This is a genomic window from Streptomyces coacervatus (assembly GCF_029223485.1).
Classification (GTDB): Bacteria; Actinomycetota; Actinomycetes; order Streptomycetales; family Streptomycetaceae; genus Streptomyces; species Streptomyces coacervatus.
Map to the genome: position 1 here is coordinate 131,948 of NZ_JARHTP010000025.1, position 12,634 is coordinate 144,581.

13 protein-coding genes are annotated in these 12,634 nt (G+C 70.9%); 1 reads left to right on the top strand and 12 read right to left on the bottom strand.

Features of this window, described 5'->3' with window-relative positions:
• Positions 1 to 4: 4 nt before the first annotated feature.
• Complete coding sequence (locus P2Q00_RS43725) at positions 5 to 742, top strand: nucleotidyltransferase domain-containing protein (RefSeq protein ID WP_275780352.1); 738 nt, start codon at positions 5 to 7, stop codon at positions 740 to 742.
• Here the strand turns inward: P2Q00_RS43725 and P2Q00_RS43730 are convergent.
• The 12 genes from P2Q00_RS43730 to ald all read right to left on the bottom strand — a co-directional run bounded on the left by P2Q00_RS43730 (position 674) and on the right by ald (position 12,609).
• Entirely contained in the window at positions 674 to 1,423 is a 750-nt protein-coding gene (locus tag P2Q00_RS43730) for a nucleotidyltransferase domain-containing protein (RefSeq protein ID WP_275780353.1), read from the bottom strand. The genes P2Q00_RS43725 and P2Q00_RS43730 overlap by 69 nt on opposite strands.
• Positions 1,424 to 1,426: 3 nt before the next feature.
• Positions 1,427 to 2,449: an ADP-ribosylglycohydrolase family protein gene (locus P2Q00_RS43735; RefSeq protein ID WP_275780354.1), complete on the bottom strand. Its 1,023-nt coding sequence runs from the start codon at positions 2,447 to 2,449 to the stop codon at positions 1,427 to 1,429.
• Positions 2,446 to 3,177, bottom strand: coding sequence for an NUDIX hydrolase (locus P2Q00_RS43740; protein ID WP_275780355.1), 732 nt, complete (start codon positions 3,175 to 3,177; stop codon positions 2,446 to 2,448). Before P2Q00_RS43740 ends, P2Q00_RS43735 begins: the two co-directional genes overlap by 4 nt.
• 82 nt (positions 3,178 to 3,259) lie before the next feature.
• Positions 3,260 to 4,690 (bottom strand): MFS transporter, encoded by a 1,431-nt coding sequence (locus P2Q00_RS43745; RefSeq protein WP_275780356.1) that lies wholly within the window; start codon positions 4,688 to 4,690, stop codon positions 3,260 to 3,262.
• Positions 4,691 to 4,744: 54 nt separating this feature from the next.
• A complete protein-coding gene (locus P2Q00_RS43750) occupies positions 4,745 to 5,302 on the bottom strand; it encodes a TIGR03086 family metal-binding protein (protein ID WP_275780358.1) in 558 nt (185 codons plus the stop codon).
• On the bottom strand, positions 5,299 to 6,261 hold the full coding sequence (locus tag P2Q00_RS43755; protein WP_275780359.1) for a sigma-70 family RNA polymerase sigma factor: 963 nt from the start codon (positions 6,259 to 6,261) through the stop codon (positions 5,299 to 5,301). Before P2Q00_RS43755 ends, P2Q00_RS43750 begins: the two co-directional genes overlap by 4 nt.
• Positions 6,262 to 6,367: 106 nt before the next feature.
• The gene (locus P2Q00_RS43760) at positions 6,368 to 7,489 is read right to left on the bottom strand and encodes a pseudouridine synthase (protein WP_275780360.1); all 1,122 of its coding nucleotides are present in this window, start codon (positions 7,487 to 7,489) and stop codon (positions 6,368 to 6,370) included.
• Positions 7,489 to 8,142, bottom strand: a complete 654-nt coding sequence (gene scpB, locus P2Q00_RS43765; protein WP_275780361.1) for an SMC-Scp complex subunit ScpB — start codon at positions 8,140 to 8,142, stop codon at positions 7,489 to 7,491. Before scpB ends, P2Q00_RS43760 begins: the two co-directional genes overlap by 1 nt.
• On the bottom strand, positions 8,139 to 9,335 hold the full coding sequence (locus tag P2Q00_RS43770) for a segregation and condensation protein A (RefSeq protein ID WP_275780362.1): 1,197 nt from the start codon (positions 9,333 to 9,335) through the stop codon (positions 8,139 to 8,141). Before P2Q00_RS43770 ends, scpB begins: the two co-directional genes overlap by 4 nt.
• A gap of 18 nt (positions 9,336 to 9,353) precedes the next feature.
• The gene (locus P2Q00_RS43775) at positions 9,354 to 9,938 is read right to left on the bottom strand and encodes a hypothetical protein (RefSeq protein ID WP_275780363.1); all 585 of its coding nucleotides are present in this window, start codon (positions 9,936 to 9,938) and stop codon (positions 9,354 to 9,356) included.
• A complete protein-coding gene (locus tag P2Q00_RS43780) occupies positions 9,923 to 11,056 on the bottom strand; it encodes a ParA family protein (RefSeq protein ID WP_275780364.1) in 1,134 nt (377 codons plus the stop codon). The genes P2Q00_RS43775 and P2Q00_RS43780 overlap by 16 nt, the downstream gene beginning before the upstream one ends.
• A 437-nt stretch (positions 11,057 to 11,493) precedes the next feature.
• Complete coding sequence (ald, locus tag P2Q00_RS43785; RefSeq protein WP_275780386.1) at positions 11,494 to 12,609, bottom strand: alanine dehydrogenase; 1,116 nt, start codon at positions 12,607 to 12,609, stop codon at positions 11,494 to 11,496.
• Positions 12,610 to 12,634 lie beyond the last annotated feature (25 nt).

The window sequence follows — 12,634 nt, forward strand, 5'->3', positions numbered from 1 at the left end:
GGACATGGATCCCGAGACCCTGGTGCGCGACCACACGATCTACGCCTGCGTGATGGGTTCGCGCGCCTTCGGTCTGGCGACGGACGGCAGCGACACCGACCGCAGGGGCGTGTTCGTGGCCCCCACTCCCCTGTTCTGGCGCTTCGAGAAGCCCCCGACGCATGTCGAGGGTCCGGCGGAGGAGCAGTTCAGCTGGGAGCTGGAACGCTTCTGCGAGCTGGCCCTGCGAGCGAACCCGAACATCCTGGAGTGTCTGCACTCCCCGGTCGTGGAGCACATCGACGACACCGGCCGCGAACTCCTCGCCCTGCGTGGGGCGTTCCTCTCCCGCCGGGCCCACGACACGTTCACGCGCTACGCGCTCGGCCAGCGCAAGAAGCTGGAGGCCCACGTCCGCCTCCACGGCGCCCCGCGCTGGAAGCACGCGATGCACCTGCTGCGCCTGCTGATGAGCTCCCGCGACCTGCTGCGTACGGGTGCCCTCACCATCGACGTGGGCGACCAGCGCGAGCCGCTGCTGGCGGTGAAACGCGGCGAGGTCCCCTGGCCCGAGGTCGAGTCCTGGATGAACCGTCTGGCGGCCGAGGCCGACGAGGCGTCCCGCCGCAGCCCGCTGCCCGAGGCCCCGGACCACCGCCGCGTCGAGGACTTCCTCGTCCGCGTCCGCCGCGCCTCAGCGCTCCAGCCGGACCCGTACGACGAAGTCGTGCAGGGCGTCGTACACGGCCGGGGCGTCGGGTAGGACCGAGGCGGCCTGCGCCTCGTCCAGCACACCGTGCAGCCGCTCGATGTCGGCCGCCACGCGCGCGTGGTCGACATCGGCGCCCCCGTGCTCCCGCTCCGCCTTCGCCGCGATCAGCTCGGGCAGATAGGCGGGGGCGTCCAACTCGCCCAGCAGGGTGGGCAGATGGGCCTGCACCTCTCCGCTGCGCATGAGGTGCACACCGGTCAGCAGCACCCGGAACGTGTAGAGCAGCGGCTTGAGTTCGCCGGTCTTCTCGAACAGCCGCCACTGGGTGGTGGCGAACCCGCGGTAGTGATGGGCGTGATGGCTGGTGAGGACGCCGGGCGCGAGCGCGGCCAGCTCTCGATGCGCGTCGCTGGTGTGCACGACCAGGGGCGAGAGCAGCTGCTCCAGCACATAGCCGTTGCGGCGCAGCATCAGCCGTACGAACTTGCGCAGGTCGTGCGTGACCAGGTCCATCTCGACGCCGTCCCGGTCCCACATCCGGGACCGGGTCTCCTCCGGCTCCCGCAGCCCCACCAGGTCCTCGGCGGGCAGCAGGTGCACGCCCCGCAGGTCCACGTCCGAGTCTCGCGACGGGAAGCCGTAGAGATGCGCGCCGGAGACGGTCGCGAACAGCACCGGGTCGGGCTGCTCGGCGACCACCGGCGTCAGGTCGAGGTCCAGGGCGTCGATCATCCCTCAAGAGTCCCAGAGGGCTCCGAGGGTCAGCAGGTCACCCCGGTATTCGATGCGGTCGGCCCACTCGGTCGGCCAGGCGTCCGCGCCCAGATACGCCCCCGCGAAGGCGCCCGTCAGACAGGCGATGGAGTCCGAGTCACCGGAGGTGCAGGCGGCCCGCCGTATGGCCGTCACCGGTTCGTCGACGAACTGCAGGAAGCACAACAGGCCGGTCGCCAGGGCCTCTTCGGCGATCCAGCCCGCGCCGGTCGCCAGGCAGGGGTCGGTCTCCGGCGAGGCGTTGCGCACGGCTTCCTGGAGGCGGGCGAGGATCTCCAGGCACTCGTCCCAGCCGCGCGCGATGAACCCCTCGGGGGTGGCGTCGTCGGCACGGGTCCACAGGTCGCCGAGCCAGGTGTGGTGGTAGCGGCTGCGGTTCTCCAGGGCGTACGACCGCAGCAGGCCGACGAGTCCGGTCGGCTCGGCGCCCTGCGCGAGCAGTCGTACGGCGCGGGCGGTGAGGTCGGAGGCGGCGAGCGCCGTCGGATGGCCATGGGTCAGGCCGGACTGCAACTGGGCGGCGCCCGCGCGCTGTTCGTCGCTCAGGCCGGGGACAAGTCCTACGGGCGCGACGCGCATGTTGGCACCGCAGCCCTTGGAGCCGATCTGGCTGGCGTCCTGCCAGGGGCGGCTCTCGTCCTTGAGCAGGCTGCAGGCCCGCAGGCAGGTGTTCCCGGGCGCCCGGTTGTTCTCCGGCGACTGATACCAGTCAACGAACTCCTCACGCAGCGGCCGCTCCAGCCGCTTCGGCGCGAGCACCCCGCGGTCCATGGCCGTCCGCAGGCCCCGGCCCACTGCAAGCGTCATCTGTGTGTCGTCGGTGACGATCGCCGGCGTGGGCAGCCGCATCTCCCGCCACGGCCCGCACTTGGCGAGGATCGACGGCACGTCGTTGAACTCGGTCGGGAAGCCGAGTGCGTCCCCGAGTGCGAGGCCGGTCAACGCCCCCGTGGCTGCTTGCTTGTCGACGATGGTGGCAGTCATGCGGGACGTCCTTCCCGGGACGGTCGGAGGAGGGGCGGGTGCAGGGCGGTGGCCGGTCCCGCGCGGTAGAGCGCGGCGGGTTTGCCGCGACCGCCGGTCAGACGGGCACCGCCGGGGACCGGTTCGACGAAACCGGGCGTGGCGAGCACCTTGCGGCGGAAGTTGGGGCGGTCCAGGTCGGTCCCCCAGACCGTCTCGTAGACCTGCTGCAGCTCGCCGAGCGTGAACTCGGGCGGGCAGAAGGCGGTGGCGAGACAGGTGTATTCGAGCTTGGCGTCGACCCGTTCGTGGGCGTCGGCCAGGATCACGTCGTGGTCGAAGGCGAGCGGTCGGCCCTCCTCGTACGGCAGCCAGCTCGCCCGCGCCGCATCGCTGCCGGCGTGCGGCTCGGGTGCATCGGGCAGCAGCGCGGTGAAGGCGACGGACACGACCCGCATCCGGGGGTCGCGGTCGGGTTCGCTGTACGTCCGCAGCTGCTCCAGGTGCAGCCCCGTGACGTCCGCGAGACCGGTCTCCTCGGCGAGTTCGCGCCGGGCGGCCGTCTCCGCCGACTCCCGCGGCTCCACGAAGCCGCCGGGCAGCGCCCAGTGTCCGGCGTACGGCTCCTGCCCGCGCTCGACGAGCAGCACATGCAGCGCGCCGGAACGGATGGTCAGGACGGCGAGGTCGACGGTGACGGCGAAGGGCTCGTAGGCGTACTTGTCGTAGTCGGCCTTGTTGAACGTCATGCACACCCACCCTCCTTAATAGTCAGTACGACTATAAAGAGGGTGGGAGTGCTTGCACAACCCCTGGGTCACAACCCCTTGGTCACGACCCCTGGGTCACGGCCCGGGCCCGCGACGGTGCGAACGCCGCCACCACCGCCCCGGCCCCCGCGGCCCCGGCCGACACCCACAGCGCCGGCGCGCACCCGTCCAGGAAGGCGGCGGGCGAGCCGTAGCCGCCGTACTGGGCGAAGACGAGGGCGGCGACGGCGACGCCGAAGACACCGCCCAGTTCACGCAGTGCGTTGTTGACGCCGGCCGCGACGCCCGCGTCGCCGAGCGGTACGGAGGAGGTCACGGCGTTGGCGACGCTCGGGAAGACCATGGAGATGCCGATACCGGCGATGATCAGCGGGAGGACCAACTGCCCGTATCCGACGCCGGGTTCGACCTGCCAGGCCAGCAGGGCGAGGCCGGTGGCCATCAGCAGCATGCCGATCAGCAGGAAGGGCCGGGTGCCGAAACGGTCGGCGAGGGCGCCCGCGACCGGAGCCACCAGCAGCGGCATGGCGTTCCAGACGAGGATGCGCACGCCCGCTTCCAGCGGGGAGTAGCCGAGCCCGATCTGGAAGAGCTGCGTGATCATGAACAGGGCGCCCAGCAGGGACCCGAAGAGCAGGAACGCCACCGCGTTGGCCGTGGAGAAACCGCGCCGCCGGAAGTGCGCGAGCGGCAGCATCGGGTAGCGGGCGCCCCTGCGCTCCCAGACGAGGAAGGCCGCCGTGAACACGATCCCGGCGGCCAGCGCGGCCAGCACCTCGACGCTCCCCCACCCGGCCTGCGGCGCCCGCACCGGCGCCCAGGCCAGACCCGTCAGGCCGACGGCCGCCAACACCAGTCCCACGAGGTCGAGTTGGGGCCGGGTGCCGTAGCTCTCGTGGAGCTTGGTGGCGGCGAAGGGCAGCATCGCGAGCCCGATCGGCACGTTCAGCCAGAAGATCCACTGCCAGGACAGTCCCTCGGTGACGGCCCCGCCCAGCACGGGTCCGGCGGCGACACCGAGTCCGGTCACGCCGCCCCACACACCGATGGCGACGCCCCGCTTCTCGGCCGGGAACGCCTCGCTGATCAGGGTCAGGGTGAGCGGCAGCAGTACGGCCGCACCGGCGCCCTGCACCATGCGCGCGCCGATGAGCTGGCCCGGGCCGCCCGCGAGCGCGGACGCGGCCGAGCCCAGTGTGAAGACGGCGAGCCCGACGACGTACATCCGCCGCCGTCCGAACCGGTCGCCGAGTGCGGCGCCGGTCAGGGTCAGACAGGCGAAGACCAGGTTGTAGGCGTTGATCGTCCACTCCAGGTCCGACAGGCTCGCCCCGAAATCGGCCCGCAGGGCGGGCAGCGCGGTCGCCACGACCACGACGTCGAGGGAGCACAGCAGCGCGCCGAGCCCGGCGAGTACGACCGTCCAGACGCGTCGGGTCGAGGCCTGTTCGGCGGGTGGCTTTCGTACGGAGACACTCAGTGTGTCGGTCATGACGGGGGTTCCTTCCATGAGCTCTTGAGGTCGCTCACGGAAGGCAGACCACCCTCACCCGGGAAAGGAATCGCGCCGGCCCAGAAACGCCAGCAGCCGGGCGTCGGGCCGCGCACACGCCGGTACGACGACGGGCGCGGCGAACCGCACGCCCCGGTCCTCCTGCGCCACCACGCACCGCGCCACGGGCAGCAGCTCGGCCGCGAGGGAGTCCGGTATGGGCCGCGGCCGCCCGCACGCCTGCGCGACGTCCCACCCGTGCACGGTGATCTCCACGGCGCCCACGGCGGCCATCACCCTTACGTCCAGCGGCAGTTCGCCCACCAGGACCTGCTCGCCGGGTCCGGCCGCCCAGGCGCCGAGCACGGCACACGCGCGCGTACGGAACGCGCACGCGAGGTCGGCGGTCCCCGGCTCCCACGGGGTGAGCCCGATCCGTCCGCCCGTCAGCCCCTCGTGCAGGGCGTCCAGCGAGTCGTCGAGATGCCTGAGCAGCTCCCCCAGGTCCCATTCGGCGCAGGGTGTGCCCCGCTCCAGGTGGCCGCGTCCCACCCCGGCGACGCTGCCCAGCGCGTACGCGAGCGAACGCTCCAGCAGCTCGCCGCAGTTCACGACAGCACCCGGGGGAAGCCGAAGCGCACGACCTGGTCCGTGTCGATGAAAGCCGTGATGCGGGCCACCGTGCCGTGCAGCACGGTGAGCACCTGCACCGAGTGCGCCCGCAGCACGCCGTCCACCCCGCGCACGTACATGACGACGGCCGGCTGCCCGTTCGCGCGCGTGGGCAGCATCCGGTAGCGGTCCTCCCCGTGGCCGCGGGACCGCAGGAACCGCAGCACGTCCTTCTTGCCGCTGAACCACTCCAGGTTGGGCGGCATCTCCAGCTCGACGCCGTCCTGCAGGAGGTCGAGCAGCGCGTCCATGTCGGCGTGCTCGAAGGCGGCCATGTACCGGTCGAGCACCTCGCGGTCCGCGGCGCCCTCGGGCTCGACGACGAGGTCCTCGTCCGGGGCGACCTCGTCGAGCCGGGCACGCGCGCGTTGGAGGCTGCTCTTGACGGCCGCCGTCGACGTCCCGAGCAGGGACGCGACCTCGGGCGCCCGCCATGCGAGCACGTCCCGCAGGATGAGCACGGCCCGCTGCCGGGCGGGCAGCTGCTGCAGCGCGGCGACCAGCGCGAGCCGCAGGCTGCCGCGGGCGGCCACGACGGTCGCCGGGTCGACAAGGGAATCGGGCAGCGGCTGCAGCCATGGAACGTCCGTCGCAGGGGTCCTCAGCGGCTCCTCAGGCGCCTCTGACGGCCCGCCGAGCCCGGAGGGCAGGGGCCGCCTCGCGCGGCTCTCCAGCGCCGTCAGACACGTGTTGGTGGCGATGCGGTGCAGCCAGGTCCGCAGGGACGCCCGGCCCTCGTAGCCGTCGTAGGACCGCCAGGCCCGCAGATACGTCTCCTGCACCAGGTCCTCGGCCTCGTCGACCGAGCCCGGCATCCGGTAGCAGTGCGCGAGCAGCTCCCGCCGGTACGGGTCCGTGAGCCGTACGAACTCGTCGCGGTCCGTCGTCGTCGCAGGCATGGCCATTCCTCTCGCCGGTCACGAGTACAGACCGGCCGGAAGCCGAAAACGAATCGGCCGGCCCCGGAGAGGATCCGGAACCGGCCGTTCACACAGCGCGCACGCTCTACAGGTCGACTTCGTTCATCAGCATGCCGACCTCGGTGTTCGACAGCCGCCGCAGCCAGCCCGACTTCTGGTCGCCCAGGGTGATCGGCCCGAAGGCGACCCGCACCAGCTTGTCGACCGGGAAGCCGGCCTCGGCCAGCATGCGGCGGACGATGTGCTTGCGGCCCTCGTGCAGGGTCACCTCGACCAGGTAGTTCTTGCCGGTCTGCTCGACGACCCGGAAGTGGTCCGCGCGCGCGTACCCGTCCTCCAGCTGGATGCCGTCCTTGAGCTTCTTGCCCAGGTCGCGCGGGATGGGGCCCACGATGTGCGCGAGGTAGACCTTCTTCACGCCGTACCTGGGGTGGGTCAGCCGGTGCGCCAGCTCACCGTGGTTGGTGAGCAGGATGACGCCCTCGGTCTCGGTGTCGAGCCGCCCGACGTGGAAGAGCCGCGTCTCACGGTTGGTGACGTAGTCACCGAGGCACTGACGGCCTTCGTTGTCCTCCATCGTCGACACGACACCGGCGGGCTTGTTCAGCGAGAAGAACTGGTACGACTGCGTCGCGACCGTCAGCCCGTCGACCTTGACCTCGTCCTTCTCCGGGTCGACGCGCTTGCCCTGCTCCAGGACGATCTCGCCGTTGACCTCGACGCGGGCCTGCTCGATCAGCTCCTCGCAGGCACGCCGGGAGCCGTAGCCCGCGCGCGCGAGGATCTTCTGGAGCCGCTCGCCCTCCTGCTCGGCGCCCGGGAAGGTCTTGGGCAGCTTGATGTCCTTCTTGCCCGCGTACCGCTCGCGGTTGCGCTCCTCGGCCCTCGCCTCGTACTCGCGGGAGGTCGCCGGGACCGAACGGCCGCGCCCGGTGCCCTGGCCCTGCTTGGGTCCGCCCTTGGCGCCGCCGCGCGCCGAGGCGCCACGCCCCGACTTCGGGCCGTCCTGGGTGCCGCCGGGGCCCACGTCGTAGCGCCGCTCCTCCGGGCGCGGCTTCTTCGGCCGGCCGCCCTGCTTGTCGTCACGGGCGTTCCCGGCGCCGCGGTAATTACCGCGGCCACCGCTGCTCCCGCCGCGGCCGCCGCTGTTGCCACCACGGCTCCCGCCGTTGTTTCCGCTGCTGTTCCTGCCGCTGCTGCTTCGCATCAAAGTTCCGTCTTGTCGTCTGCGTCCTCGGAATCCGGAGCGTCCGGATCGAACGACGGGACCCCTTCCAGTGTCTCGGCCTCGATCGCCTCCGCCTCCGGGAGGAAGGGCGCGAGCTCCGGGAGCTCGTCCAGACCGCGCAGGCCCATCCGCTCCAGGAAGTAGTTCGTCGTCGTGTACAGGATCGCACCTGTTTCGGGTTCCGTGCCCGCCTCCTGGACCAGACCCCGCTGCAGGAGGGTGCGCATGACCCCGTCGCAGTTGACTCCTCGTACGGCCGAGACGCGGCTCCTGCTCACCGGCTGGCGGTAGGCGACGACCGCGAGCGTCTCCAGGGCGGCCTGGGTGAGCCGGGCCTGCTGGCCGTCCAGGACGAAGCCCTCGACGGCCGCCGCGTACTCGGGCCGGGAGTAAAAACGCCAGCCGCCGGCGATCAGCCGCAGCTCGAAACCGCGGCCCTGGACGGCGTACTCGTCGGCCAGCGCCCGCAGTGCGTCCCCGATCTGCCGCTTCGGCCGCTGGAGGATCTTCGCGAGATGCTCCTCGGTCGCGGGCTCGTCCACGACCATGAGGACGGCCTCCAGGGCGGGCTTGAGGTCGAGGTCGGCGACGGTGCGGAGGCCTGCCGGGAGGCCGGTGGTGTCCTCGCTCACGCCTTGTCCTCCTTGGGTGGCTCGGGCGGTCGGTCGAATTCGTCGGTCACCATCGGCTGGGTTTCGCCCTCCCCGCCGGTCCACCGCACGATCAGCTCCCCGAGCGCCGTCTCCTGATCGAGCGCGACGGCCTTCTCCCGATAGAGCTCCAGCAGGGCGAGAAACCTTGCTACGACGGTGAGGGTGTCGTCGGTGTCCTCGACCAGCGCCCGGAAGCTGGCCTCGCCGAACTCCTTGAGCCGCGCGACCACGATCTGGGCCTGCTCCTGCACGCTGACCAGCGGCGCGTGGATGTGGTCGACGTAGACCTGCGGCTTCGGCTTGGGCTGCATCGCCTTCACGGCGAGCTTCCCGAACCCCTCCGGTCCGATGCTGATGACGACCTCGGGCAGCAGCTCGGCGTGGTGCGGTTCGAGGCCGACGGTGCGGGGGTAGCGCCGTGCTTCCTCGTCCAGCCGCCGATTGAAGATGTCGGCGATCTGTTTGTACGCGCGGTACTGCAGCAGCCGCGCGAACAGCAGGTCCCGCGCCTCCAGAAGCGCGAGGTCGGCCTCGTCCTCGACCTCGGCGGAGGGCAGCAGCCGGGCAGCCTTGAGATCGAGCAACGTGGCCGCGACCACCAGGAACTCGGTCGTCTGATCCAGGTCCCAGTCCGGCCCCATCGCCCGGATGTGCGCCATGAACTCGTCGGTCACCTTGGACAGCGCGACCTCGGTGACATCCAGCTTGTGCTTGGAAATCAGCTGGAGGAGAAGGTCGAAGGGCCCCTCGAAGTTCGCAAGCCGAACCTTGAAGACACCGTCGCCGGGTTCCTCGGCTTCACCGGCTTCCTCGGCCTTGTCGAGCTCCGGGGCCTCGGAGGTGTCGGTGGGGGCGGCCAGGGTCCCCGCTTCCGCCCGCGGAAGTGTCTCCCCGGACTCGACGAGGAGCTCAGAGCTCGCGGGCCCCGGCTCCGGCGCAGGCTGCGGGACCGTCCGGGGATCCACGGCCACGGTTCGCCGGACCTCGGCTGCCACGGGTTCCGCCACCGTCGGCTCCGCGGCGAGCGGCGCCTCCAAGGACGGTCCGGGCGCCTCGGGTTCGCGCGCTTCGGGCTCCGGCTCCACGGGCGCCGCCCCCGGCCCCCGCCCCAGCGAACGCCGACGACCGCCGGAGGCACCGGCGCCGGGGACGGGAACGTCGTTCGAGGTCATGGCCCCCGCAGGCTACCGCTACCGCCCGCGCAGTCGGCGTACGAGGATGCTCGCGTCCCCGCGGGACTCCAGATCGGCCAGCACCACGGCGACCGCCTCGCGGACGATCCGTCCGCGGTCGACCGCAAGGCCGTGCTCGCCGCGGAGCACCAGGCGTGCGTGCTCCAGGTCCATGAGCTCCTCGGCGGACACATACACGGTGATCTTCTCGTCGTGCCGCTCACGGCCACTGGGGCGCCGATTGGGGCTCCGCCCGCGCTTGCGGGACTGGCCGCCCGCCGAGGCGGCGGCAGAACCTTCCTGCGCCCCCTGACGTCGCCCGGAGCGCTCCTGGGCCGCGGCGCGGCTGCGGGACTCACCGGCGTCGGCCGGCTCCGGCTCCGCGGCCACGTGCTCCGCGCCCTCGCCGTCGCCGCCCTGTGCGGGCACCGACTGCGGTGCGTCCTCGGGCGACGCGGCCGCGGCCGGGTCGCTCTCCCCCGCGGGAGCGGGCACACGGGCTTCGCCGTTGGCCCCCCGCCGCGGAGTGGACGGCTGGAGCGCCGTTCCCCCTGTCGTACGGAAGAGTTCGTCGGCCCCCGGCAGACTCACTCGGCGTGACACCGGGCGAGCACCTCCCTGGCGAGCTGGCGATAGGCGGCGGCGCCGACGGAGTTGGAGGCGTACGTGGTGATCGGCTCGCCGGCGACCGTGGTCTCCGGGAAGCGGACCGTGCGTCCGATGACCGTGTGGTAGACGTGATCGTCGAATGCCTCGACCACACGGGCCAGGACCTCGCGGCTGTGGACCGTGCGCGAGTCGTACATCGTGGCCAGGATCCCGTCGAGCTCCAGCTCCGGGTTGAGCCGCTCCTGGACCTTCTCGATGGTCTCCGTCAGCAGCGCGACACCACGGAGAGCGAAGAACTCGCACTCCAGCGGGACGATCACCTTGTGCGCGGCCGTCAGCGCGTTCACCGTCAGAAGACCCAGCGACGGCTGACAGTCGATCACGATGTAGTCGTAGTCGGCCATGAGCGGCTTCAGGGCGCGCTGGAGCGTGGACTCGCGCGCGACCTCCGAGACCAACTGCACTTCGGCGGCGGACAGGTCGATATTGCTGGGCAGCAGGTCCATGTTCGGGACCGCCGTCTTCAGGAGCACCTCGTCGGCCGCCATGCCCCGCTCCATGAGCAGGTTGTAGACGGTGAGGTCGAGCTCCATCGGATTGACGCCGAGGCCCACCGACAGCGCGCCCTGCGGGTCGAAGTCCACGAGCAGCACGCGCCGTCCGTACTCCGCGAGCGCGGCACCCAGGTTGATGGTCGACGTCGTCTTGCCGACGCCGCCCTTCTGGTTGCACATCGCGATGATCGTGGCGGGACCGTGGCTGGTCAGTGGACCCGGGATCGGGAAGTACGGCAGCGGGCGTCCGGTCGGGCCGATGCGCTCACGACGCTGCCGGGCAGCGTCGGGCGCGAGCGTGGCCGCGTACTCGGGGTCCGGCTCGTACTCCGCGTCGGGGTCGTAGAAGTGCCCTTCGGGCAGTTCGTCGTAGTCGGCGAGTTGGTTGTGGGGCGCGCCACTTCCGTCGCCGGCCATGGCGTTCACGTGATGGCCATCCATGCTCTGGTGTGCTGTCCGGATCACCTGCGGACCCGGGCTCTGTCGGGCTGCGAAGGTGCGCACAGCAACGGAGCCGACAGCCTCGAACCCCGCGGGACCCTGGTCCCGTACCGGCATTCCTGGTTGACCACCCCCGGGAGAAAATGTCGACTCATTCACAAGTCGTCTTACCTCCTTGGTGACCAGGAAACTTCTAGACAGGTCGGCGTGACACCATGCCGACGGTTGGCGACTCTATGGCGTGTCGGGCGTCCGCAGCAACACAATCCGCCGGACCCGGCCCGATGTGTCGGCAATGAAACATCCCTCTGTCAAGGGCGTACGGCCGTCGCACGGCAGGTTTCGCCGGTGTGCGAATCGGTCGAAGGGTTACGTTCGAGGCGAGTTGACCTAGAGCCGCAAAGTGACCATACACACATCCGGCCGGACCTTGTCGGGCAAGGTCCGGCCGGGTGTGCGCTGTTGACGACCTGTGTTGACGTATCGCCTTTTACCGAATGGTGACTTAGCGGCTCGACGACTCTCCGCTCGGCCCGGGAGGTCGGTCGAGCAGGTCAGCCGAGCAGGTTCTCGAGCTCCACGTGCTCCAGACCGTGCGCCTCTGCGACCTCGCGGTAAACGACCCTGCCCTCATGGGTGTTGAGGCCCTTGGCGAGCGCGGGGTCGCGGCGCAGCGCCTCCGCCCAGCCATGGTTGGCGAGTTCGACGATGTAGGGCAGCGTCGCGTTGGTGAGCGCGTAGGTGGAGGTGTTGGGCACCGCGCCCGGCATGTTGGCGACGCAGTAGAAGACCGAGTTGTGGACCGTGAAGGTCGGCTCGGCGTGCGTGGTCGGGCGGGAGTCCTCGAAGCAGCCGCCCTGGTCGATCGCGATGTCGACAAGGACACTCCCCGGCTTCATGCGGGACACCAGCTCGTTGGTGACCAACTTCGGGGCCTTGGCGCCCGGGATGAGGACCGCGCCGATGACGAGGTCGGCGTCCAGGACGGCCTTCTCCAGCTCGAAGGAGTTGGACATGATCGCCCGGACCTTGGTGCCGAAGACCTTGTCCGCCTCGCGCAGCTTGTTGATGTCGCGGTCGAGCAGCGTGACGTGGAAGCCCAGGCCGACCGCGATCTGCGTCGCGTTCCAGCCGGAGACACCGCCGCCGATGACGACGGCCTTCGCGGGCTGGGTACCGGGAACACCGCCGGGCAGGACACCGCGGCCGCCGTTGAACCGCATCAGGTGGTAGGCGCCGACCTGCGGGGCGAGCCGGCCCGCGACCTCGGACATCGGGGCGAGCAGCGGGAGCGCACGGCTGGGGAGCTCGACGGTCTCGTATGCGATCGCCGTGGTGCCGGACTCGATGAGCGCGTCGGTGCACTCCTTGGAGGCGGCCAGGTGCAGGTAGGTGAAGAGCGTCTGGTCCTTGCGGAGGCGGTGGTACTCCTCGGCGATGGGCTCCTTGACCTTGAGCAGCAGGTCCGCGGTGGCCCACACCTCGTCGGCGGTCGGCAGGATCTGCGCACCGGCGGCGACGTACTCGCTGTCCGGGATCGACGATCCGAGACCGGCGCCCTGCTCGATGACGACCTGGTGGCCGTGGCGCACGAGCTCGTGCACACCGGCGGGGGTGATGGCCACCCGGAACTCGTTGTTCTTGACCTCGCGGGGGATGCCGACCTTCACGTCGATCACGGTCCTTGGCTCAGTG

Bases quoted from the DNA above. Each gene is read 5' to 3' on its own strand.
- P2Q00_RS43725 (WP_275780352.1), top strand. From the start codon at position 5: ATGGATCCCGAGACCCTGGTGCGCGACCACACGATCTACGCCTGCGTG.
- P2Q00_RS43730 (WP_275780353.1), bottom strand. From the start codon at position 1,423: ATGATCGACGCCCTGGACCTCGACCTGACGCCGGTGGTCGCCGAGCAG.
- P2Q00_RS43735 (WP_275780354.1), bottom strand. From the start codon at position 2,449: ATGACTGCCACCATCGTCGACAAGCAAGCAGCCACGGGGGCGTTGACC.
- P2Q00_RS43740 (WP_275780355.1), bottom strand. From the start codon at position 3,177: ATGACGTTCAACAAGGCCGACTACGACAAGTACGCCTACGAGCCCTTC.
- P2Q00_RS43745 (WP_275780356.1), bottom strand. From the start codon at position 4,690: ATGACCGACACACTGAGTGTCTCCGTACGAAAGCCACCCGCCGAACAG.
- P2Q00_RS43755 (WP_275780359.1), bottom strand. From the start codon at position 6,261: ATGCCTGCGACGACGACGGACCGCGACGAGTTCGTACGGCTCACGGAC.
- P2Q00_RS43760 (WP_275780360.1), bottom strand. From the start codon at position 7,489: ATGCGAAGCAGCAGCGGCAGGAACAGCAGCGGAAACAACGGCGGGAGC.
- P2Q00_RS43770 (WP_275780362.1), bottom strand. From the start codon at position 9,335: ATGACCTCGAACGACGTTCCCGTCCCCGGCGCCGGTGCCTCCGGCGGT.
- P2Q00_RS43780 (WP_275780364.1), bottom strand. From the start codon at position 11,056: ATGCCGGTACGGGACCAGGGTCCCGCGGGGTTCGAGGCTGTCGGCTCC.